This is a genomic window from Calidifontimicrobium sp. SYSU G02091, assembly GCF_022631395.1.
GTDB lineage: Bacteria > Pseudomonadota > Gammaproteobacteria > Burkholderiales > Burkholderiaceae_C > Calidifontimicrobium > Calidifontimicrobium sediminis.
On record NZ_JALBGB010000022.1, the window covers coordinates 1 to 22,391 of the forward strand.

At 73.4% G+C, this 22,391-nt stretch carries 19 protein-coding genes and 2 pseudogenes; 11 read left to right on the forward strand and 10 right to left on the reverse strand.

Going from position 1 to position 22,391, the window contains the following annotated elements:
- Positions 1-232 precede the first annotated feature (232 nt).
- The 3 genes from MOJ79_RS13250 to MOJ79_RS13260 all read left to right on the forward strand — a co-directional run bounded on the left by MOJ79_RS13250 (position 233) and on the right by MOJ79_RS13260 (position 3,027).
- Positions 233-1,219 (forward strand): malate dehydrogenase, encoded by a 987-nt coding sequence (locus MOJ79_RS13250; protein ID WP_119286819.1) that lies wholly within the window; start codon positions 233-235, stop codon positions 1,217-1,219.
- 97 nt (positions 1,220-1,316) lie between these two features.
- The gene (locus MOJ79_RS13255; protein WP_241924586.1) at positions 1,317-2,336 is read left to right on the forward strand and encodes an HpcH/HpaI aldolase/citrate lyase family protein; all 1,020 of its coding nucleotides are present in this window, start codon (positions 1,317-1,319) and stop codon (positions 2,334-2,336) included.
- Between the two features lie 136 nt (positions 2,337-2,472).
- A complete protein-coding gene (locus MOJ79_RS13260; RefSeq protein WP_241924587.1) occupies positions 2,473-3,027 on the forward strand; it encodes a hypothetical protein in 555 nt (184 codons plus the stop codon).
- Between the two features lie 62 nt (positions 3,028-3,089).
- On the opposite strand, the gene MOJ79_RS13265 is transcribed toward MOJ79_RS13260, so the two are convergent.
- Positions 3,090-3,878 carry an SDR family oxidoreductase gene (locus MOJ79_RS13265; protein WP_119353410.1) on the reverse strand — a complete coding sequence of 263 codons (789 nt, stop codon included), beginning with the start codon at positions 3,876-3,878 and terminating at the stop codon, positions 3,090-3,092.
- Positions 3,879-3,919: 41 nt separating this feature from the next.
- Positions 3,920-4,843, reverse strand: a complete 924-nt coding sequence (locus MOJ79_RS13270; RefSeq protein WP_241924588.1) for a DMT family transporter — start codon at positions 4,841-4,843, stop codon at positions 3,920-3,922.
- Between the two features lie 103 nt (positions 4,844-4,946).
- On the opposite strand from MOJ79_RS13270, the pseudogene MOJ79_RS13275 reads away from it, so the two are divergent.
- Positions 4,947-5,762: pseudogene (locus tag MOJ79_RS13275) on the forward strand (creatininase family protein).
- 213 nt (positions 5,763-5,975) lie between these two features.
- On the opposite strand, the pseudogene MOJ79_RS13280 reads toward MOJ79_RS13275, so the two are convergent.
- Positions 5,976-6,074: pseudogene (locus MOJ79_RS13280) on the reverse strand (hypothetical protein); the annotation flags it as partial.
- 81 nt (positions 6,075-6,155) lie between these two features.
- Positions 6,156-6,413 carry a hypothetical protein gene (locus MOJ79_RS13285; RefSeq protein ID WP_241924589.1) on the reverse strand — a complete coding sequence of 86 codons (258 nt, stop codon included), beginning with the start codon at positions 6,411-6,413 and terminating at the stop codon, positions 6,156-6,158.
- Positions 6,414-6,470: 57 nt separating this feature from the next.
- Here MOJ79_RS13285 and MOJ79_RS13290 point away from each other — a divergent pair, with 57 nt between their 5' ends.
- Both MOJ79_RS13290 and nadC read left to right on the forward strand, forming a co-directional pair.
- Entirely contained in the window at positions 6,471-7,343 is an 873-nt protein-coding gene (locus tag MOJ79_RS13290) for a GNAT family N-acetyltransferase (RefSeq protein WP_241924590.1), read from the forward strand.
- A gap of 83 nt (positions 7,344-7,426) precedes the next feature.
- Complete coding sequence (gene nadC / locus MOJ79_RS13295; protein WP_241924591.1) at positions 7,427-8,287, forward strand: carboxylating nicotinate-nucleotide diphosphorylase; 861 nt, start codon at positions 7,427-7,429, stop codon at positions 8,285-8,287.
- Between the two features lie 827 nt (positions 8,288-9,114).
- On the opposite strand, the gene MOJ79_RS13305 is transcribed toward nadC, so the two are convergent.
- The 3 genes from MOJ79_RS13305 to MOJ79_RS13315 all read right to left on the reverse strand — a co-directional run bounded on the left by MOJ79_RS13305 (position 9,115) and on the right by MOJ79_RS13315 (position 11,844).
- On the reverse strand, positions 9,115-9,957 hold the full coding sequence (locus tag MOJ79_RS13305) for an alpha/beta hydrolase (RefSeq protein WP_241924592.1): 843 nt from the start codon (positions 9,955-9,957) through the stop codon (positions 9,115-9,117).
- A gap of 230 nt (positions 9,958-10,187) precedes the next feature.
- Positions 10,188-11,180, reverse strand: a complete 993-nt coding sequence (locus tag MOJ79_RS13310; RefSeq protein ID WP_241924593.1) for a Bug family tripartite tricarboxylate transporter substrate binding protein — start codon at positions 11,178-11,180, stop codon at positions 10,188-10,190.
- An 82-nt stretch (positions 11,181-11,262) separates the two neighbouring features.
- Positions 11,263-11,844, reverse strand: coding sequence for a hypothetical protein (locus MOJ79_RS13315; protein ID WP_241924594.1), 582 nt, complete (start codon positions 11,842-11,844; stop codon positions 11,263-11,265).
- A gap of 213 nt (positions 11,845-12,057) precedes the next feature.
- Between MOJ79_RS13315 and MOJ79_RS13320 the strand changes: the two genes are divergently transcribed.
- From MOJ79_RS13320 to MOJ79_RS13340, 5 genes are all read left to right on the forward strand, one after another.
- Positions 12,058-12,885 (forward strand): FRG domain-containing protein, encoded by an 828-nt coding sequence (locus MOJ79_RS13320; protein WP_241924595.1) that lies wholly within the window; start codon positions 12,058-12,060, stop codon positions 12,883-12,885.
- Positions 12,886-13,051: 166 nt separating this feature from the next.
- Complete coding sequence (locus tag MOJ79_RS13325) at positions 13,052-13,483, forward strand: hypothetical protein (protein WP_241924596.1); 432 nt, start codon at positions 13,052-13,054, stop codon at positions 13,481-13,483.
- Between the two features lie 69 nt (positions 13,484-13,552).
- Positions 13,553-14,560 carry a D-2-hydroxyacid dehydrogenase family protein gene (locus MOJ79_RS13330; protein ID WP_241924597.1) on the forward strand — a complete coding sequence of 336 codons (1,008 nt, stop codon included), beginning with the start codon at positions 13,553-13,555 and terminating at the stop codon, positions 14,558-14,560.
- Entirely contained in the window at positions 14,557-15,756 is a 1,200-nt protein-coding gene (locus MOJ79_RS13335; protein ID WP_241924598.1) for an MFS transporter, read from the forward strand. Before MOJ79_RS13330 ends, MOJ79_RS13335 begins: the two co-directional genes overlap by 4 nt.
- A gap of 164 nt (positions 15,757-15,920) precedes the next feature.
- Complete coding sequence (locus MOJ79_RS13340; protein WP_241924599.1) at positions 15,921-19,592, forward strand: ATP-binding protein; 3,672 nt, start codon at positions 15,921-15,923, stop codon at positions 19,590-19,592.
- 33 nt (positions 19,593-19,625) lie between these two features.
- Here the strand turns inward: MOJ79_RS13340 and MOJ79_RS13345 are convergent, their stop codons facing one another.
- The 3 genes from MOJ79_RS13345 to MOJ79_RS13355 form a co-directional block, all read right to left on the reverse strand.
- Positions 19,626-20,804 (reverse strand): MFS transporter, encoded by a 1,179-nt coding sequence (locus MOJ79_RS13345; protein ID WP_241924600.1) that lies wholly within the window; start codon positions 20,802-20,804, stop codon positions 19,626-19,628.
- A gap of 31 nt (positions 20,805-20,835) precedes the next feature.
- Positions 20,836-21,468 (reverse strand): uracil phosphoribosyltransferase, encoded by a 633-nt coding sequence (gene upp / locus MOJ79_RS13350; protein ID WP_241924601.1) that lies wholly within the window; start codon positions 21,466-21,468, stop codon positions 20,836-20,838.
- Between the two features lie 145 nt (positions 21,469-21,613).
- Positions 21,614-22,390 carry an SIR2 family NAD-dependent protein deacylase gene (locus MOJ79_RS13355; RefSeq protein WP_241924602.1) on the reverse strand — a complete coding sequence of 259 codons (777 nt, stop codon included), beginning with the start codon at positions 22,388-22,390 and terminating at the stop codon, positions 21,614-21,616.
- Position 22,391: the final 1 nt, after the last annotated feature.

Genomic DNA, 22,391 nt, shown 5'->3' on the forward strand with positions numbered 1-22,391 from the left:
AGCGCTCGCAGCGTCCGCGAATCGACTCGCTACTCTTGCACGTCCGGCGCTTCTCGTCGGCGCCGCGAGATGAATTTTGCAGGGCCGACTATATAAGACAACAGACAGCGTCATTGGCCGCGCGCGGCGCTCGGCTGTAAGCCGCCGTGTAAGGCGGATGGGCCTACACTGCGCGCCTCGGCGACGGTCTCGCCCGGCGCCCCTGCGTCCACCCTCTTCCGGAGCCTCCACCATGAGCAAGAAGCCCGTTCGAGTCGCCGTCACCGGCGCCGCTGGCCAAATCGGTTACGCCCTGCTGTTTCGCATCGCCGCGGGCGAGATGCTCGGCAAGGACCAGCCGGTGATCCTGCAGCTGCTCGAGATCCCCGACGAGAAGGCGCAAAAGGCGCTCAAGGGGGTGATGATGGAGCTCGAGGACTGCGCGTTCCCGCTGCTCGCCGGCATGGAAGCGCACAGCGACGCGACCAAGGCATTCAAGGACACCGACTACGCGCTGCTCGTCGGCGCGCGCCCGCGCGGACCGGGCATGGAGCGCGCCGACCTGCTCGCGGCCAACGCACAGATCTTCACCGCGCAGGGCAAGGCGCTCAACGCCAGCGCGAGCCGCCACGTCAAGGTGCTCGTCGTGGGCAACCCGGCCAACACCAATGCGTACATCGCGATGAAGTCGGCACCCGACCTCGACCGCCGCAACTTCACTGCGATGCTGCGCCTCGACCACAACCGCGCGCTCTCGCAGATCGCCGCCAAGACCGGCAAGCCGGTGTCCAGCATCCGCAAGCTGTGCGTGTGGGGCAACCACAGCCCGACGATGTATGCCGACTACCGCTTCGCGACGATCGACGGCGCCTCCGTCAAGGAGATGATCAACGACCCCGTCTGGAACAAGGACGTGTTCCTGCCCACCGTCGGCAAGCGCGGCGCCGCGATCATCGAGGCGCGCGGGCTGTCGTCGGCCGCGTCGGCCGCCAACGCCGCGATCGACCACATGCGCGACTGGGCGCTGGGCACGAACGGCGAGTGGGTCACGATGGGCGTGCCGAGCAACGGCGAGTACGGCATCCCGAAGGACGTGGTGTTCGGCTATCCCGTGACCTGCGCCGGCGGCGACTACCGCATCGTCGAGGGCCTGCCGATCGACGAGTTCAGCCAGGGCTGCATCGACAAGACGCTGGCCGAGCTGCTGTCGGAACAGGACGGCGTCAGGCACCTGCTCTGACCGCGGCATCCCCGCTCCCGGCCCGCGGCCGGCAGGTGCGCAGCCTGCCGGCCGCATTGCTTGGCCCCCCACCCCGCGCCACAGGACACGCCCGCCGATGACCGCCTCGTCCCCTGTCCACCCGCGTGAGGTGCTGTTCGGTGCCCATGAACGGCCGGCGTCGCTGCCGGTGTGCGACCACTACGCCGGCGTGCCCGAGCGCATGCGCAAGAGCCTCGAGCTGCAGGCCGAGCTCGGGCCGGTGTTCGACGTCACGCTCGACGGTGAGGACGGCGCGCCGGTGGGTGGCGAGATCGAGCAGGCGCATCGCATCGCCGAGCTCGTCACTTCGCCGCTGAACGCGCACGGCCGCGTCGGTGCGCGCGTCGTGCCGGTATCGCATCCGGCCTTTCTCGGCATGGTCGAGGTCATCGTGCGGCGCGCCGGCGCGAGGCTCGCGTACCTGATGATCCCCAAGGTCGATGGCCTGGCCGACCTGCAGGCCGCCGCACAGGCGATCGACCACGTCGCGCGCGGCGCCGGCATCGAGCGTCCGATCCCGCTGCACGCACTCGTCGAGACGCACGGCGCGCTGCGCGACGTGCACGCGCTGGCGGCGCACCCGCGCATCGAGTCGCTGTCGTTCGGGCTGATGGACTTCGTCTCGGCACACCGCGGCGCGATCCCGCAGTCGGCGATGAGCGCGCGCGGCCAGTTCGAGCACCCGCTCGTCGTGCGCGCCAAGCTCGAGATCTCCGCCGCCTGCCACGCGGCCGGCAAGACGCCGTCGCACTGCGTCGTCACCGAGTTCAAGCACCCGGCCAAGCTGCAGGAAGCCGCCACCCGCGCCGCGCGCGAGCTGGGCTACACGCGCATGTGGAGCATCCACCCGGCTCAGGTGCGGCCGATCATCGACGCGTTCACACCGAGCGCGGCCGAGGTCGACCAGGCGATCGAGATCATCGCCAAGGCGCAGGCGGCGCACTGGGCGCCGATCAGCCACATGGACACGCTGCACGACCGCGCCAGCTACCGCTACTTCTGGCAGGTGCTCGAGCGCGCGTGGCGCACGTCGTACGCCGGCGGCCCGCAGCTGCCCGCCGAGGTGCGGCGCGCCTACTTCGAGCCCGACGCCTGACGCCTACGCCGCACGCCGCGCCGGTTCCGCCACCGGGCGACCAAAACGAGAAATGTGCCCGCCGCGCAACATCCGGATTCACCTGATCCGGCGCACACGATCACAATGCGCCCATCGCGCCACCGGGAGCCCATCGATGAAGCGTCTCGCCCTGATCGCCGCCGCCGCCCTCGCCCTGCCGGGGCTGGCCTGCGCCCAAAGCGCGGGCAACACCGCGAAGGCGGCTGCGCCGCAGGCCAAGGCCAACCGCATCGCCGTCCAGCCCGCACGCAGCGCCGCGCCGGCGCCCGCCGTGGCGCCGGTGGACCTGCCGCCTGCCGGCGGCGAGCAGATGGCTGCCGCGTCGATGGCGTACTACGGCGAGTACCAGTGCGAATTCAACCAGACGCTCAACGTCGCGATGAACCCGCGCCACGACGGCTACCTCGACGTGTCGTTCCGCAACCGCACCTACACGATGAAGCCGGTGCTGTCGCACACCGGTGCCGTGCGTCTGGAGGACGTGCGCGGGCAGATGCTGATCGTCCAGATCGCGACCAAGTCGATGATGATCGACACCAAGCTCGGGCAGCGCGTCGTCGACGGCTGCATGCACGAAGCGCAGCGCGTCGCAGCCGCCAAGCCGCGCAGCGGCGGCGGCATCGGCATCGAGCAGGCGCCGGATGCCCCGGCGACGACGGCCGCGCGCTGAGCGCCACCGCGCGCCCGAGCCGAAGCCCGCCGCCGGCGGGCTTCGTCGTTTCGAGGACCGCCTCAGAACGTGCCCGGGTACGCGCCGCCGTCGATCAGCAGGTTCTGGCCGGTCAGATAACCGGCGTGCACGCTGCAGACGAAGGCGCACAGCGCGCCGAACTCGTCGGGCGTGCCGAAGCGCCGCGTCGGGTTCAGCGCGCGGCGCTCGTCCATCACGGCCTCGATGCTGCGTCCGCTCTTGGCCGCCGCGCCCTGCATCGTCGCGCGCAGGCGGTCGGTGTCGAACGGGCCGGGCAGCAGGTTGTTGATCGTCACGTTGCGCGACGCGAGCCGCGGCTGGCGCGCGAGGCCGGCGACGAAGCCCGTCAGGCCGCTCCTCGCGCCGTTGGACAGGCCCAGGATGTCGATCGGCGCCTTGACCGCGCCCGAGGTGATGTTGACGACGCGCCCGAAGCCGCGCTCGGCCATCGCATCGACGGTGGCCTTGATCAGCTCGATCGGCGTGAGCATGTTGGCGTCGAGCGCGGCGATCCACGCGTCGCGGTCCCAGTCGCGGAAGTCGCCCGGCGGCGGGCCGCCGGCGTTGTTGACGAGGATGTCGACCTGCGGGCACGCCGCCAGCGCCGCCGCGCGCCCGGCCGGCGTCGTGATGTCGCCGGCCACCGTGCGCACGTCGACGGCCGGGTTCAGCGCGCGCAGCTCGGCCGCCGTGGCCTCGAGCGCCTCGACGCCGCGCGCCGTGATCACCACGTGCACGCCCTCGCGCACCAGCGCCTTCGCGCAGCCCTTGCCCAGCCCCTTGCTCGCGGCGCACACCAGCGCCCACTTGCCCTGCAGTCCCAGATCCATCGTCGTTCTCCGTCGTCTTCGTTGACCGTTCCGTGTCGCCGTCAGCGTGATCGCGTCAGCATCCACATGCCCAGCAACACGAGCGCGGTGCCGGCAGCGACCCAGCCGTTGAACGGCTCGCCGAGGATCAGCACGCCCATCGCGACGGTGCTCATCGGCCCGATCATGCCGGTCTGCGACGCCAGCGTCGCGCCGACGCGCTCGATCGCCATCATCACCATGATCACCGGTGCGAAGGTGCACGCCACCGCGTTGAGCACCGACAGCCACAGCACCTGCGGCGCCACCGTCCACGCCACTTCGAGCGGGCGCAGCAGCGCGAACTGGCCGATGCACAGCAGGCACGCGACCGTCGTCGCCAGCCCCGTCAGCCGCAGCGAACCGAGCCGGCGCACCTCCTCGCCGCTGTAGACGAGGTACACGGCATAGCTCACCGCACTGCCGAACACGAGCGCCGCGCCGAGCGCGACGTTCGGCCCCTCGAGCTTGGCCTCGTGGCCGAACACGAGCGCGACGCCGGCGTAGCTGACGGCCAGCGCCACCAGCTCGCGCGCGCCGACGCGCCGCTTGAACAGCAGCGCACCCAGCAGCAGCACCAGCGTCGGGTTCAGGTACAGGATCAGCCGCTCGAAGCTCGCGCTGATGTACTGCAGGCCGAGGAAGTCGAGGAAGCTCGCGAGGTAGTAGCCGCTGAAGCCCAGCGCGGCGACGACGCGCCAGTCCCGCGCGGTCAGTGCCGGCCTGCCGCGCCCGGCCCACCACGCGAGCAGCACGAACAGCGGCAGCGCGAACAGCATGCGCAGCATGATCAGCGTCACCGCGTCGACGCCGTGGCGGTACGCGAGCTTGACGATGATCGCCTTGCCCGAGAACGCGATCGCGCCGCCGGCGGCCAGCAGCAGCCCCGGCCACAGCGGCGAGGCGACGCCCGGCGTCGGGGCGGCAGCGGCGGGCGGCGTCGGCATGATGGGCGGCGATGGTAGCCGCGCGGCGCCCGCGCCGCCGGCGGGCCCGATCGGCGATCATCGCGCCGCCCGCCTGCCACGAATGCCCGACGAGGAGCTCCCGATGACCGCCTGGCACAGCCGCTACTGGGCCGACCACACCAGCGAGCAGCTCGCGCAGCTGCCGCGCGAGCGGCTGATCGCCGTGCTGCCGATCGCCGCCACCGAGCAGCACGGCCCGCACCTGCCGCTGTCGACCGACTTCGCGATCGCCGACGGCCTCGTCGCGGCGACGATCGCCAAGCTGCCCGAGGCGCTGCCGGTGCTGTTCCTGCCGACGCTGCCGTTCGGCAAGAGCAACGAGCACGCGCGCTACCCCGGCACGCTGACGCTGTCGGCGCACACGCTGATCGAGCTGTGGATGGAGGTGGCCGCCGGCGTCGTGCGCAGCGGCGTGCGCAAGTTCGTGTTCTTCAACACGCATGGCGGATAGATGAACCTGATGGACGTCGTCACGCGCGACCTGCGCGAGAAGCACGGCGTCGTCGTGGTGGCCACCAACTGGACGGCGCTCGGCCTGCCGCCGAGAATGTTCGACGCGCACGAGCTGCGCCACGGCATCCACGGCGGTGACCTCGAGACGTCGGTGATGCTCGCGCTGGCGCCGCAGCACGTGCGCATGGACCGCGCGCAGCACTTCCGCTCGCTGACCGAGCAGCTCGCCGACGACCACCGCTTCCTGTCGATCACGAACACCGGCAAGCTCGGCTGGCAGACGCAGGACCTGAACCCGCTGGGCGCCTGCGGCGACGCGACGCGCGCCAGCGCCGACAAGGGACGCGCCGTGATCGACCACGTCAGCGACCGCTTCGTCGAGCTGCTGCACGAAGTCGACCGCTTCGACCCCGCGCGGCTCGCGCACGACCCGGCCTGGCGCTGAGGCGGGCGCATCAGAACGCAGCGCGAGGTCGACGGCCGCGCTGGCACACGCCGTGCCACCACCGACGGCGGCACGAAGCGCGTCAGCGACGCCCACACGTGCCGCTCGCCGAACCGGTGCTGCGCCGTGACATGGAATCGCTGCGACCCCGAGCAGGGCCAGGTGGCGCTTCGCACGCGTCATCGCGACGTACAGCCGCCGCTGCTCTTCCTCGAGCTCGGCGGCACTGCCGGTCGCGATGTCCGACGGGACGCTGCCGTCGACGGTGTGGGGCACGACCACCGCGCCCCCTCTCCTGGCCCTTGGCAGCACACATCGTCGACAGCACCAGCCCGTCGTCGTCGCGGTGCGGCACGCCCACCTCGTCGCTGGTGGACTGCGGCGGATCGAGGGTCAGTTCGGCGAGGAAGCGCTCGCGGCTCGGGTTGCCCACCGCGAGCCGCGCGAGCTGCCCCAGGTCCGTGCGCTGCACCGCAGCGTCGTCGTGCAGCCGCTCGAGGTGCGCGCGGTACCCTGCAGCGCGCGCAGGGTGTCGGCCAGCGCCAGCTCGTGCGTGTTGACGGCGCGTGAACGAATCGCCAGAGACCTGCCCTTGAGCGGGAACTGCCGCGCGCTGGCCACCAGACCACTGCCCGTGGCGCACGAGGCCATCAGGTCTTCGGCGTCGTCGTCTTGCGATGCCGGGGTACCGCATAGACTGCGTGCCGCATGGACGGCGCCGCCACGATCGACGACGACCGCGCCGCGGTGCTGACGGCATTGCAGGCGCTGGCCCCCGAGGCAAACCTGGCGGCGGTCGATGCCACGCGCGCGCTGCGCGCGCAGGTCGACCTCGACTCGCTGGACTGGCTCAACCTCCTCGACGCGGTCGGCGAGCGGCTCGGCGTGCCGCTGGACGGCGCGCGCATCGCACCCGACGCATCGCTCGACGACCTCGCCGCCGCGGTACGTCGCCAGCGCGCGGCGATTGCACGCCGGCGGCAGCGCGCCTCGCCGGGCAATGCGATACCGAGGCATACGACGCTGGCGGACACCACCGCAGCGAAGCCCCCCCGGCCGGCGGCCCTGCCGATCCCGCGGCGCCCGCTGCGGCTGGGCCAGGGGCGCCGCGTGACGCTGCGGCCGATCACCGCTGCCGACGCGCCGCGCGAGGCGGCCTTCGTGCGCGGCCTGTCGACGGCGTCGCGCTACAAGCGCTTCATGAGCAGCCTGCGCGAACTGACGCCGGCCAAGCTGAAGTACTTCACCGACGTCGACCAGCAGCGCCACCTCGCGCTGGCCGCCACCGCCACCGGCGACCGCAAGCGCGCGTGGGTCGGCGTCGCGCGCTGCGTCGCCGACCCGCAGGGCGACGGCTGCGAATTCGCCGTGACGGTGGCCGACGACTGGCAGGGCAGCGGGCTGGCGGGGCTGCTGATGCGCGTGCTGATGCACGCCGCGAAGCGCCGGGGCTTCAAGACGATGCACGGCGTCGTGCTGGCGAGCAACCGGCGCATGCTGACACTGGCACGCCAGCTCGGCTTCGTCGTGCAGCGCGACCACGACGAGCCCGGCACGGTGAAGGTGCAGCGCGCGCTGTGACCCGCTGCGCTGGCACGCTGCTCACGGGCAAGGCGCGCGCCACCCGCTGCTACCATCCCCGGCCCCGATCGGAGGACGCGACGATGTTCGACCACAACGAGACGCTGGACGAGGCGATCGAGCGCAACGTGCGCGACGCACTCGCCGAGGACATCGGCACCGGCGACTGGACCGCGATGCTGGTGCCGGCCGGACGCCGTGTCACGGGCCGCGTGCACGCGAAAGAGCCGCTCGTGCTGTGCGGCCGCCCGTGGTTCGACCGCTGCGTGCTCACGCTCGACCCGACGGCGACGCTGAGCTGGCGCGCCGACGAGGGCGACGTGCTCGCCGCCGGCAGCGAGGTCGTCGCGATCGAGGCCGACGCGCGCGCGCTGCTCAGCGCCGAGCGTTCGGCGCTGAACTTCCTGCAGATGCTGTCGGCAGTGGCGACGACGACGCGCGAATACGTCGACGCGATCGCCGGCCTGTCGCCGAACCCCAGGGGCTGCAAGGTGCTCGACACGCGCAAGACGCTGCCCGGGCTGCGCCAGGCGCAGAAGTACGCCGTGCGCGTGGGCGGCGGCACGAACCACCGCATGGCGCTGTGGGACGGCATCCTGATCAAGGAGAACCACATCGCCGCGGCCGGCGGCATCGCCGCGGCGCTCGAGCGCGCGCGCGCGCTCGACGCCGGCGTGCCGATCCAGATCGAGGTCGAGAACCTGGCCGAGCTCGAGCAGGCGCTGGCCGCCGGCGCGACTTACGTGCTGCTCGACGACTTCTCGCTCGACGACATGCACCGCGCGTACCGGCTCACCGCCGGCCGCGCCGTGCTCGAGGTCTCGGGCGGCGTGACGCTGGCGTCGATCCGCGAGATCGCCAAGACCGGCGTCGACCGCATCTCCAGCGGCAAGCTGACCAAGGACGTGCGCGCGGTGGACCTGTCGCTGCGCATCGATGGCTGACGCCCCATCCCGTCGATCGGTGAGCAAGGTCGATGCCGTTTTTCGAAGACCGAGTCGGCGCTGGCGGCCCACTGGAACGGCTGGCTGGACTTCAGTGCAGCCCGACACTGCCACAGATCCAGCGGTAGGTGTCATCGCACTCGCACAGCCGGCCGACTTCGCGGGCCGAGCCCGCGCCGCTGCGATCACCCACCGACCGGCTGCGCGCATGCAGCGGCGCCGGATCCGTGAAGCACGCCGTGCCGGACCGCGCCGCGCAACGCCGCGAACTCAACGCTTGAGCGGCGCGCAGGGATCGCGCGGCGGCGTGCCCAGCGCCCGGCGGCCTTGTTCCTTGGCGCGCGCCGCCATCTGCTCGCGACGCTGCGTCATATAGGTCACACACCACACTCGTCGTAGCTTTGCACCGAGCGCAAACGCGCGCGGTGCTCGTTGCGCTCCTGCGGCGTCATCAGCGACCAGCCGGGCGTGTAATCGCTGCCCCAGCGGGCGCGCGGCCCGGCACCGTGTCTCGATGCCAAGGCAGCCGGACCGCTCGCGGCGGCCGCGGGCCCAGCCTGCGGACCGGGCCCCTTGCCGGGTGGCTGGGCGACCACGCCGGTCACCGCCATAGCCGCGAGGGCAGCGAGAACGAAGGATCTGCTGCGACGCATGAGGTGCCCCTCCCAAGTCGATGAGACAACGGGCCAAGGCTAGTGTGGTGCATCCACAGCGGAATTGCCCGATCTCAAAAGGAAAAGGCGGGCAAACGGCGCTGGCGAGATCTGCGGTACGTCGGTGACTGCATCGGCCCGCGCGCCGCCGCACCTGCCGCGCAGCGGCGCCGGCTACACCGTCGCAGTCACCATCCGCTGCAGCCGCGCATACCACAGATGGTCGCCGTCGGCGAGCGCCGTGTGCGTAGCGAAGTGGTCGAGCCCCGCCTCGACGACGAGTTCGCTGGGCGCCGGCTGCAGCCGCAGCAGCGCGGCCATGCGACGGTTCGAGTGACGCACCCGTTCGCTGTCGTGCTCGCCGACCGTCAGCGAGAACGGCACCGCGTTGCCGCGCGTCCAGTGCAGCGGGCTGAGCACCGCGTCGTCGTCGGGGTCGGCGAGCACCGTCGTGTAGACGCGCTCCTCGAGGCTGCCCGGCGGCGGCGCCGGGTGGTGCAGGTCGAGGATCGCGCTGATCGGCAGGCAGCCGCGCACGCCGCCCGCGCGCAGCGCGGTCAGCGCCGCGAGGTGGCCGCCGGCCGAGTGCCCCGACAGGTACAGCCGCTGCGCGTCGGCGCCCCACGCGCCCGCGTGCGCGCGCACGGCGCCGAGCGCCGCGACGCAGTCGTCGCACGCCGCCGGCAGCCGCGCCTGGTGCACGAGCCGGTACGACGGCGCGACGAGCACGAGGCCGCGCCGCACGACGTGCGGCGCCATGAACGCGACCCACTCGCGGTAGCCGTTGGTCCAGCCGCCGCCGTGCCAGAACACGAGCACTGGCGCGGCGCGCGCGCCGCGCGGCGCGTAGACGTCGAGGCGCTGTGCGGTGTGGTCGCCGTAGGCGAGGCCGTGCCAGGCCGTGACGTCGGGCGGCAGCGGCTGCCGGCCCCACTCGGTGACGGTGCGCGCATAGACGCGCGCAGCCTCGAACGGCAGCGGCGGCTGACCGTCGTCGGATGGAGGGTCAACCGACATCGGACGGCTCGCTTCTCGCGGCGACGTGACACCCACGACCGATGAAGAGCAACCCTTCAAGCGACCGCTGCGGATCCGGCTCGGCCGGTCCGCTGGCGGGCCTTGCAGGCCGCGCCGCGCCTTGCGGCCCGGCCGCTCGCCAGGCACGCAAGGTCCACCGGACCTTGCGTGTCCGGGCTTGCCCCCCTCCCTGGGAGAGAGCGCGCGAAGCGCGTAGGGGGTGGCTCACGTCACTCGGCCTGGATGCCGAACTCCTTGATCACCTTGCCGTAGCGCTCGTGGTCGGCCGCGACACGGTTGCGCAGCACCGACGGCTCGCCGCCGACGGGCACCAGCGCGAGCTGCGTCATGCGCGCCTGCACGTCGGGCATCTTCAGGATCTCGTTGAAGTGGCCGTTGAGCTTGGCGACGATGTCGGCTGGCAGGCCCTTCGGGCCCATGAAGCCCTGCCACGCGCCGACCTCGGCGTCGCGGAAGCCCAGCTCGGCCAGCGTCGGCACGTCGGGCGCCAGCGGCGAGCGCTGCGCATCGGCCACCGCGAGGTTGCGCAGCTTGCCAGACGCGATGTGCGGCGCCACCGGGCCCAGCGTCGTGTACATCATGTGGATGTGGCCACCGACGAGGTCGGTGATCGCCGGGCCGCTGCCGCGGTACGGCACCTGCTGGATCTTCGTGCCCGCCGACTTGTTGAACATCTCGCCGAGGATGTGCATCGGCGAGCCGCTGCCCGGGCTGGCGTAGTTCGGCAGCCGGCCCGCCTTCGCGGCCGCGACGAGCTCGGCCATGTTGTGGATGCCGCTGGCGGTAGTGGCGACGACGAACAGCGACTGGCTGCCCATCATGACGATCGGGGTGAAGTCGTTGAGCACGTCGTAGGCCGCGCCGGTGCCCGGCTTGAGCACCAGCGTGGCGGTGGCGATCGTGTTCGGCGTGAACAGCAGCGTGTGGCCGTCGGGTGCGGCCTTCGCGACGTACGCGTTGCCGATCGTGCCGCTGGCACCGGTGCGGTTCTCGACCACCACCTGCTGGCCGATGCGTGCCGCGAGCTTCTCGGCGAACACGCGCGCGAGCGCGTCGGTGTCGCCGCCCGGCGGGAACGAGACGACGATGGTGACGGGCTTGCTCGGCCAGGCCTGCGCGTGCACGGGCGCATGGGCCAGCGCAGCGGCCAGCGCGCCGGTGGCGGCAAGGGCCCACAGAATGCGGCGACGGTTCGTCATCACAGACTCCTGAACGTGGAAGACACAAGAAGCCCCGACGGCTGCTCGGGCCACGGGGTCGAAGAGCCGGTCACGGCGACGCACTTCATCGCGTCCACGTGCACAGGCCGTCGTACGCGCCGTGCCACGCCAGCGCCAGCGGCTCGGGGACTGGCGCCGGCGCCACCGCGCCACACTCGAAACTCAGGTACGCGCCGTGGGCCGCGCCACGCAGCAGCGCGTGGGCCGCTGCGCCACGCGCGAGCGCACTGGCGGCAATCGCTCGCTCGACCGCGGTCGAGACGGGCCCCGTCCAGGCGTGGACCTGCCACGGCCCGTGCACCGCAGCGCCGTCGCCGTATACGGCGCGGTACAGGCGCCAGTACGGTTCGCGCGACGCGATCGCGATGCCGTCACGCCCCCATGACGCCATGCGGTCCCGCGCGGCGGCTTCGAACACGTCGCTGCGGCCGTACGCGTCGAAGGCCTCGGCGGTGCCGAAGTCGTACACGCACAGCATGTGCGGCGCATCGCCGGCGGGGTCAGCGTCGGCCAGACGGTACAGCGCAGCGGCGCGCAGGCCCGGGAAGGCCAGCAACTGGTGCACGTGGTCGGCGTACCAGCGCAGCGCTGCGGCGTGGTCACCATCGACGACGCGCGTGCCGACGACGTTGACGAAACATTCCATCGCGTCGCCGCTGTCGTCAGGACCCGACGGCGGGGGTCGGCGCCCACAGACTTTGATGTTTCATTTTTGAAACACAAGTTCATTAATGATTCACCAGAGATGCTCCGCGAGGCCGCTGGGTCGCACCATCCGGGTCAACCCTCGGTCATGCGCGCGCGGTAACCTCCTTGGCGGGTGGTCGCGGCGAAGCCCCTGCAGGAGAAGGGAGAAAGCATGAAAGTGATCCGGCTGGAGCGCTGGACCGATTTCGTCGACCTCACGTCGGCGCAGGCCGGCTGGGCGTTCCGCGGCGAGACCTCGGCGCAGTGGCCGCTGGTCAGCTCGCTGACGCGCCGGCTGCAGACCTACTGCGACGACAAGTCGCTGTGGCCGCTGCGCGAGGAGCGCGCGCTGCGCATCTTCCGCCGCAAGGCGCACATCCATCTCGCCGACCGCAGCGCGCTCGACGACGACCTGCGCTGCCTCGCGCTGATGCAGCACCACGGCGCGCCGACGCGGCTGCTCGACTTCACGAAGTCGCCGTACGTGGCCGCCTTCTTCGCGCTCGAGGACGCCACCGGCGACGCCGCCGTCTACGCGCTGAACACGCCGGTGCTGTGGACCGCGACGCCGGCGTTCGACCCGACGCTCACACGCGAGCGCATCGACCCGCGCGTGGCTGGCAACTACGCCCGCTACTTCCTCGGCAACCGCTGGCCGGTGCTGTGGTGCGGCGAACCCTCCGAAATGGACCGCCGCCTCGTCGCGCAGTCGGGCCTGTTCGTCGTGCCCGGCGTGCTCGACGAGCCGCTCGAGCGCATCCTGCAGCACTACGGCCGCACCGACGAGCTGATCGTCAAGATCGTGCTGCCCTTCGCGATGCGCGCGCAGGCCATGAGCGCGCTGTACCGCATGAACGTGACCAACGCGTCGCTGTTTCCCGACCTCGAGGGGCTCGCCCGCGCCACCGCGTACGAGCTCGAGGTCGTCTGGGAGCGGCTGATCGACGAGTACCGCGCGCGCCAGGGCGCGCCCGATGCGCCCGCCGCGCCGCAGCGCTGAGCACGACCGCGTGCCGGCGGTGGGCGCGCACCGGCGCCGCGTGACGAATTGCCGCCCGCGCGCCGCGCTGTTCGCGCGATCGCTGCGGCCCGCGCGCCGGGAAGATCGCAACCACCCGCCTTCCGCCGCACTTCAGCCGCACGCCCCGCGCGCCGATAACGCTGCCATGCTTGCCGCCCTGCTCCAGCGCCTCGTGCCCGCCACACCGCGCGCGGCGACGAGCCGCCTGTTCAGCCGCATCGAGGTCTGCCCGCCGGCCGCGCGGCCGGCGTGGTGGACCCGCGCCGGCGCGTGGCTGCATGGCAGCCACGACGCCGCGGTGACGCGACCCGACGCCCGCCTCGCGTCGGTGCGCGCCGAGTTCGCCGACGCGATCGCCGACTGCGTCGACGACGCGATCAGCGTCGTGCCCGGCGACGTGCTGATGCGCATCAACACCGCGCGCTCGCTGCGCGACCTGTGGCACCTGCGCCCGGCGCTGTACCACGTGATCGCGCTGCGCCACAGCCAGTACGAGGCCGAGCAGCGGCTCGCGCGGCTGAACCGCCACTTCCCGACGCGCGCGCCGCGCTCGGGCTTCGCGCCGCTCGACGCCTGACGGCGGCGGCCGCCGCCCCCGCTTCGCCCCGGCGCCCGCGCGACGCTGCGGCGACAATCGGCGCCGGCCATGAACATCATCATCCTCGACGACTACCAGGACGCGGTGCGCAAGCTCAAGTGCGCCGCCAAGCTCGAGCCGTACCACGCCAAGGTCTTCACCAACACGGTCAAGGGCATCGGGCAGCTGTCGGTGCGGCTGCGCGACGCCGAGGTGCTGGTGCTGATCCGCGAGCGCACCCACTTCCCGCGCCAGCTGCTCGAGAAGCTGCCGCGGCTGCGGCTGATCTCGCAGACCGGGCGCGTGGGCCCGCACATCGACGTCGAGGCGTGCACGCGGCTGGGCATCGCGGTGGCCGAGGGCGTCGGCGACCCGACCGCACCGGCCGAGCTGACGTGGGCGCTGATCCTGGCTGCGATGCGCCGGCTGCCGCAGTACATCGGCAACCTCAAGCACGGCGCGTGGCAGCAGTCGGGGCTGAAGTCGGCGTCGATGCCGCCGAACTTCGGCATCGGCATGGTGCTCAAGGGCCGCACGCTGGGCATCTGGGGCTACGGCAGGATCGGCCGGCTGGTGGCCGGCTACGGCCGCGCGTTCGGCATGCAGGTGCAGGTGTGGGGCAGCGAGGCCTCGCGCGCGGCCGCGCGCGCCGACGGCTTCGCCGCCGCCGCGAGCCGCGAGGCCTTCTTCGAGAGCAGCGACGTGCTCACGCTGCACCTGCGGCTGGTCGACGCCACGCGCGGGCTCGTCACGCTCGACGACCTCGCGCGCATGAAGCCCACCGCGCTGTTCGTCAACACGTCGCGCGCCGAGCTCGTCGAGGACGGCGCACTCGTCTCGGCGCTCAACAAGGGGCGCCCCGGCATGGCTGCCGTCGACGTGTTCGAGAGCGAGCCGATCCTGCAGGGCCACCCGCTGCTGCGCCTCGAGAACGCGGTGTGCACGCCGCACATCGGCTACGTCGAGCTCGACAGCTACGAGAAGTACTTCGGCGCCGCGTTCGACAACGTCGTCGCCTTCATCGAGAACCGCCCGACGAACATCGTCAACCCGGATGCGCTGAAGGTGATGCGGTGAGCGCCGCGCCGCCGTCGCCGGCGGCCACGCGCTGGGCCCTGCTGGCGGGCAACTTCGCGATCGGCTGCGGCGTGATGGTCGTGCCCGGCTCGCTCAACGACCTCGTGCGCTCGCTGGGCGTCAGCGTCGCGCTCGGCGGGCAGCTGATCGCCGCGGCCGCCGTCGTGATGGCGGTGGGCGCGCCGCTGATGGCCGCCCTCGTCGGTGGCTGGGACCGCCGCGTGCTGCTCGTGGCCTCGCTCGCGTGGTACGCGCTCGGCCACGCGCTGGCCGCCGTCGCGCCGACCTACGCGGCGCTGCTGCCGCTGCGTGCGGCCACCGTGCTCGCGGCCGCGGTGTTCACGCCGCAGGCGGCCGCGGCGATCGGCGCGATGACGCCGCCGGCCGAGCGCGGGCGCGCGATCACGTTCGTCTTCCTCGGCTGGTCGGTCGCCTCGGTGGTCGGCATGCCGGTGCACGCGTGGATCGGCGAGACCTTCGGCTGGCGCTGGGCGTTCGCGCTCGTCGCGGCGCTGGCCGCCGGCGGCGCGTGGTGGGTGTGGCGCGCGATGCCCGCGGGCGTGAGGCCGCCGGCGCTGAACCTGGGCGACTGGCGCGCCGTCGTCACGCACCCGGTGCTGATGGCGATCGTGCTCGTCACCGCGCTGTCGGGCGCCGGTCAGTTCACGCTGTTCTCGTACTTCGCGCCGTACTACCGGCAGGTGCTCGGCGCGAGCCCGACCGAAGTGAGCCTGCTGTTCTTCTGGTTCGGCGCCTTCGGCCTGCTGGGCAACGTGCTGCTCACGCACCACGTCGACCGCATCGGCGCCGCACGCGCGGTGTTGTGGCTGCTCGCGTGCATCGCCGTGTCGATGGCGGCGTGGCCGCTGGCCGGCGGCGTCGTCGCGATGGCGGTGGTCCTGGTGCCGTGGGCGCTGGGCTGTTTCGCGTCGAACTCGGCACAGCAGGCGCGGCTGGGCATCGCGGCGCCCACCCTCGCGCCGGCGCTGCTCGCGCTGAACACGTCGGCGATCTATGCCGGCCAGGCGATCGGCGCGGCCGGCGGTGGCGCGGCGGTGGCCGCGCGTGAGGCCGCCGGCGCGACGGCGGCCGCCGCCTACGCCACCTTGCCGTGGATCGGACTGGTGTGGCTGGCCGCGGCGATCACCCTCAGCGCGTGGGCGCAGCGCCAGCCCGTGGCGAGCGCGCCGCGATGACAAGCGCATGAGGGCAGCGCCCAGGCGGCCCGAGCGCCCCACCCCCTACACTCAGGCTCCGCTCCACACCGCCTGCGCTGCCCCGCGATGACACGACGGCCCGCCAGCCCCCGTCAGCGGCACGCGCTGCCGCGTCGCCGACGCCCGCGCGCAGGGGCCTGGCGATGACGCTGCGCTGGCGCCACCTCGCAGCGATCACGGTGATCGCCGTGCTCGCCGTCGGCGGCGGCGGCGCGCTGTGGGTGCAGTCCGAGCGTGCCGACGACGAGCTGCGCACGCGGGCGCTGGACGACGCGGCCAAGCGCGGCCTGCAGGTGGGCAGCGCGATGGCCGGGCGCATCGACGCGCTCGTCGGCGGCATGGACGTCGGGCTGCAGCGCGTGCGCGACGCCTGGCTCGCCGCGGGCGGCGCGGCCGATGCAGCCGCGGCGGTCGACGCCGTCGCACGCAGCGTCGTCGACGCGCTGCCGCGCGGTCTGGCGGCGTACCTGTCGGTGGTCGATGCGAACGGACGCGTCGTCTACGCGACGGTCGACGGCGCGCTCGGCGTGGACGTCGGCGACCGCGAGCACTTCCGTGAGCAGCAGCGCGCCAGCGACGACCGGCTGCGCATCGGCGCGCCGATGCGCGCGCGGCTCGTCGAAGGATGGACGTTCATCGTCAACCGGCCGTTGCGCCGCGGGGGACGATTCGCCGGCACCGTCAACCTGTCGGTCGACACCGAGGGCCTCGCGCGCGAGCTCGCCGCGTTGCAGCTGGCGCCGGGCGAGATCGTCGCGCTCGTCGACGGCCATGGCCGGCTGCTCGCGCGCACCCCGAATCAAGCCAGTGCGGTGGGCACCGTGATGCCGGCCGACCGGCCGTTCCTCGCCCCCGGCGCCGCGGCGCAGGGCACGTACCGCGCGGCGAGCCGCGTCGACGACGTGCCGCGCCTGTTCGCCTGGCAGCGGCTCGGGGACCGCGACCTGACGCTCGTCGTCGGCCTGTCGGAAGACGCGATCCTCGCGCCGCTCGATGCGCAGCGCGCGCGCCATCGCACGATCAACGCGACCGTCTGGGCGTTGCTGCTGCTGCTCGGCGCGGTCGCGGCGGCGCTCGTGCGGCGCGAAGCCGGCCGGCAGGCGCAAACGCAGGCCCAGCTCGAGCGCAGTCACGCACGCCAGGCGCTGATCGCCGAGCTCGCGACGCTGCCGGCGGTCGCCGACGGCGACGTCGAGGCCGTCGCCGCCTTCGTCACCGAGCGCACGTCGGCCGCGCTCGGCACGCCGCGCGCCGGCGTGTGGCTGTTCGATGCGGCCGCGCGCACGCTCGTCTGCCGCGACCTGTACACCTCGCACACCGGCGTGCACGAGCACGGCGCGACGCTCGACGCCGACGCCGTCGCCGCCGAATTCGAGTGGCTGCGCCGCTCGAAGGTCCTGGCCGCCGAAGACGCGCTCGCCGACCCGCGTACTGCCGCCTACGCCGACCTGTATCTGCGCCCGCTGGGCATCCGCGCGCTGCTCGACGTCGGTCTGTGGCGCGGTGACGCGCCCGCCGGCATCCTGTGCTTCGAGCGCTTCGACGGGCCCCACCGCTGGCCGGCCGACGACATCGCGTTCGCCTGCCAGGTCGCCGACCAGCTGTCGCTGGCGCTGAGCAACGAGCGGCGCCGGCGCACCGAAGACGAACTGCGCCGCAAGGAGGCACAGCTCGCCGAGGCGCAGCAGATCGCGCGCGTGGGCAGCTGGGACCTCGACCTGTCCAGCGGCCGCGCGTCGTGGTCGGCCGAGGAATTCCGCCTGCTCGGGCACGAGCCCGGTGCCGTCGAGCCCGGCGTCGAGGCCTTCATGGCCGCCGTCCACCCCGACGACCGCGAGCGCGTCGCCGCCGCGATGCAGCGCGCGATGACGCCGGGCAGCGACGGCCGCTACGCCGTCGAGCACCGCGTGCGCACGCCGGCCGGCGAGCGCATCGTCGACGAGCGCGGACAGGTCGTGTTCGCGGCCGACGGCCGCGCCGAGCGCATGATCGGCACGACGACGGACGTCACCGAGCGCAAGCGCACCGAGCGACTGCTCGCCGCGATCAACGAGGCGCAGGCGCGCTTCATCGCCCGCGCGCCCGAGGGCGAGATCTTCGGCGGGCTGCTCGCCGCGACGCTCGCGCTCACCGAGAGTGAATACGGTTTCATCGGCGAGGTGCTGCGCGCACCCGACGGGCGGCTCACGGTCAAGGCGCACGGACTCGACGCCGCCGCCCCGCTGGCCGAGGCGCGACGCCTTCTCGAGCGGCACGCGCCGAGCGACATGGTGTTCGGCAACCTCGACAACCTGTTCGGGCGCGTCGTCACCGAGCGCGCGCTCGTCGTCGCCAACGACGTCGCGCACGACGCGCGCGCGGCGGGCACGCCGCCGGAACACCCGCCGATCCGCCACTTCATGGGCGTGCCGCTGACCGAAGGCGACGAGGTGCGCGGCCTGATCGCGCTGGCCAACCGCCCCGGTGGCTACGACGCCTCGATGCTGCCGGCGCTGCAGCCGCTGATGACGGCGTGCGTCAACATGTTCGGCTTGCTGCAGGTCGAGCGCGAGCGCGCCCAGGCGCAGGCGGCGCTCAACGCGCTGAACGCGACGCTGGAAGCGCGCGTGGCCGAGCGCACCGCCGAGGCCGAGCAGGCGCGGCGTGAAGCCGAGCGCGCGAATGCCGCGAAGAGCGATTTCCTGTCGCAGATGAGCCACGAGCTGCGCACGCCGCTCAACGCGGTGCTCGGTTTCTCGCAGCTGCTCGAGATGTCGCCCCTGCGCGGCGATCAGGCGGCGCACGTGCGCGAGGTGCTGCGCGCCGGGCGCCAGCTGCTCGAGCTGATCGACGAGATCCTCGACCTCGCGCGCGTCGAGGCGGGCAAGGTCAGGCTCGCGCCCGAGCCGGTCGCGCTCGGCGCGCTGGTCGCCGAGTGCGTGCAGATGCTGCGTCCGATGGCGCAGCAGGGCGACGTCGCGGTGCACGTGGCCGTCGACCCGGCCGCGGTCGTGCACGCCGACCGCGCGCGGCTGCGCCAGGTGCTGCTGAACCTGCTGACCAACGCCGTCAAGTACAACCGGCGCGGCGGCGAGGTGACCGTCGACGCCCAGTGCGCGCCCGCGCCAGCGGCGGCAGGGGGCGACGCCGGCGGCTGGGAAGTGCGCGTCACCGACACCGGCGCGGGGCTGACCGAGGCGCAGATCGGGCGCCTGTTCCAGCCGTTCGAGCGGCTCGACGCCGCGCGCTCGCGTGTCGCGGGCACCGGCATCGGCCTGAGCGTGTGCAAGCGGCTGGTCGAGCTGATGGGTGGGCGCATCGGCGTGCGCAGCGAGCCCGGACGCGGCAGCACGTTCTGGTTCTGGATGCCGCGCGCCGACGCCGAGGCCGGCACCGAACCGGCAACTGCCGCTGCGTCCGCCGCCTCGCCGCCGTCTGCGGCGCCGCGCGGAAGGCCGCGACGCGTGCTGTACGTCGAAGACCACCCGGCGAACCAGCGGCTGCTGGCTGACGCGCTGGCGACGCGCGGTGACATCGACCTCGCGATCGCCGGCGACGCCGACGCTGCGCTCGAGGCTGCCGCGAGCGCGCCGCCCGACCTGCTGCTGCTCGACATCCAGCTGCCCGGCTGCGACGGCTACGAGCTGCTGCGGCGCCTGCGCGCGATGGGCTGCGACGCACCGGCGGTGGCGGTCAGCGCCAACGCGATGCCGGCCGACGTCGCGCGCGGGCGCGCCGCCGGCTTCGTCGAATACCTGGCCAAGCCGCTCGACCTGCGGCAGTTGCTCGACGTCGTCGAGGCGCAGCTCGAGGCGCGGCGCGCGGCCACCGCCTGAACGGGGCCGCGCGGCGCGTCGCCGGGGCCCCTCTCAGCGCCGCAGCATCGCGACCAGCGCTGCCGCCGCGACGGCAGCCAGCAGCGCCGGAAAGCCCCAGCCCGGCGCCCACTGCAGCGCCGCCGCGCCGAGCGCCGGCGACAGCATCGCGCCCACCGTGTACGACAGCACGAGCACCGCGGTCGCGTTGACGAGCGCGGTGCCCCGGTGGCGGTGGCCGATCTCGATCATCGCGAGCGTGTACAGGCCCCCGCCCGCACCGCCGCAGACGAACGCGATCACCGCGGCCAGCCACGGCCAGGCACCGACCCACGGCAGCGCGAGCGTCGCGGCGAGCGTCGCCGCCGCGCAGCCGATGGCCACCGCGCGGCGCGGCAGGCGGTCGCTCGCTTCGCCGAGCGGCAGCATCATCAGCGTGCCGCCGAGCCCGCTGGCCGACACCAGCAGCGCCGCGGCCGCGGCGGTGAAGCCCATCGCGAGGCCGTACAGCGGCAGCACGCCGGCCAGCCCGCTTTCGAAGAAGCCGCCGGCCAGTCCGGCGACCATCACCGCCGGCGCCGCACGCAGCGCGTCGGCGACGCCGTGCAGGCCCAGCCGCGTCGCGCCGTCGTGCGCGGCGGGCGCCAGCGGCGGCAGCGCGAGGCTCCACGCGAAGCCGACGGCCACCAGCGCGATCGCCGTCCAGCGCGAGCGCTCGGCCGCGTCGCCGTCGGTACCCACCGCCGCCAGCAGCGCCGGGCCGAGCACGAAGGTGAGCCCGACCATCGTCTCGAACAGCGCGACGACGCGCCCGCGCCGGTGCGGCGGCGCGAGTTCGGCCACCGTCGCCTCGGCGACGATCCAGCGCAGCGCCGCCGCGACGCCGGCGACGAAGTACAGCGCCGCCCACAGCGCGAGCGACGTGCTCAGCGTGATGCCCAGCAGCGTCGCCAGCGGCACCGCGACGCTGGCGATCAGCGCGTGCCGCCGCCCGAGCCAGCGCACCCAGCGCGCCGCGAACGGCGTCGCCGCGCCGATGCCCAGCCACAGCGCGGCGCTGAACAGGCCGGTCGTCGCGGTGTCGAGCCCGCGCGCCTTCAGCGTGAACAGCAGCAGCGGCGCGAACATGAAGAAGCCCGTCAGCTCGAAGAACGTCGAGCCGAACAGCGCGAGCAGGCCGCGCCGGCGCAGCGCCGGCGCGAGGTCGGCGCTCGCCGCCGGGGGCGCGGGCAACGGGTGCACGGGCCGGGTGCGCTCGGCGCGCTCAGGCGTCCTTGGTGCCGAAGATCTTGTCGCCCGCGTCGCCGAGGCCGGGGATGATGTAGCCGTTGGCGTCGAGGTGGCTGTCGACCGCGGCGGTCCAGCAGCGCACGTCGGGGTGCGCGCGCTCGAGCGCGGCGATGCCCTCGGGCGCGGCCACGAGCACGAGCGCGCGCACGTCGCGGCAGCCGCGCGCCTTCAGCAGGTCGACGGTGGCGATCATCGAGCCCGCGGTGGCCAGCATCGGGTCGACGATCAGCGCGGTGCGCTCGTCGAGGTGGCCGACGAACTTCTCGAAGTAGTGCTCGGGCTGCAGCGTGTCGTGGTTGCGCGACAGGCCCACGACGCTGATCTTCGCGTTGGGCACCATCTGCAGCACGCCGTCGAGCATGCCCAGCCCCGCGCGCAGGATCGGCACCACGGTGACCTTGCGCCCGGCGATCTGCTGTACCTCGATCTCGCCGCTCCAGCACTGGATGCGCCGCGGCTCGAGCGGGAAGTCGGCGGTGGCCTCGTAGGCGAGCAGCGCGGCGAGCTCGCCGGTGATCTCGCGGAACTTCTTCGTGCTGACGTCGGCCTCGCGCAGCAGGCCGATCTTGTGCTGGACGAGGGGGTGCCGGACGGCGATGACGGGCATGGCGGGTGTGCAAGAGCGTGGTGGGTACGGCGTCGGCACCGAGGCGCCGACGACGGGGGTGAGCGGCTGCGCGTCCAGCGGACGCCGCGGATGCGGTTTCGCCGGTCCGCCGGCGTCGCCCCCTCGCGGGGCGGCGCCGCAGGCGCTACGAGGGTGGTCGCCCAAGTGTATCGAGCAGCCGCGGCAGCACGCCGGCGGCCGTGCCGCGCAGCACCCAGTGCGCCTGGTCGTCGATCTCGCTCGCGTCAGGGTTGACGATGGCCACCTGCGCACCGGCGCGGCGCGCGACGTGCGCGAGCCCCGCGGCCGGCCACACGGCACCCGACGTGCCGACGACGAGCATCACGTCACACGCGCGCGCGGCGCGCTCGGCCGCGTCGAGCGCGCGCTCGGGCAGCGTCTCGCCGAACCAGACGACCGCCGGGCGCACGAGGTTGCCGCACTCGGTGCAGCGCGGCGGGCGGCCCGCCGACGCAGTGGCCGGGTCGCAGGCCAGGCCGCGTGGGCACGGCTCGAGCCAGCGGTCGGCGAGGATGTCGCCGTGCAGGCGGATCGTCTCGGGCCAGCCGGCGCGCTGGTGCAGGTCGTCGACGTTTTGCGTCACCAGCGTCAGCACGCCGGGGCGACGCCGGCCGAACGCGGCGAGCGCGAGATGGCCGGCGTGGGGCTGCGCGGCGCGCACGCCCGCGCGCCGCTCGGCGTACCAGTCCCACACGCGCTGCGGGTCGGCGCGGAAGCCCTCCTCGCTCGCGAGCTGCGCCGGGTCGAACGTCGACCACAGCCCGGTGGCCGCGTCGCGAAACGTCGGGATGCCGCTTTCGGCGCTCATGCCGGCGCCGGTCAGCACGCACACGCGCCGCGCAGCGTCGAGGTGCGCGCGCACGGCGGCGAGCGTGGCGGGGTCGAGCACATCGCCGGCCATC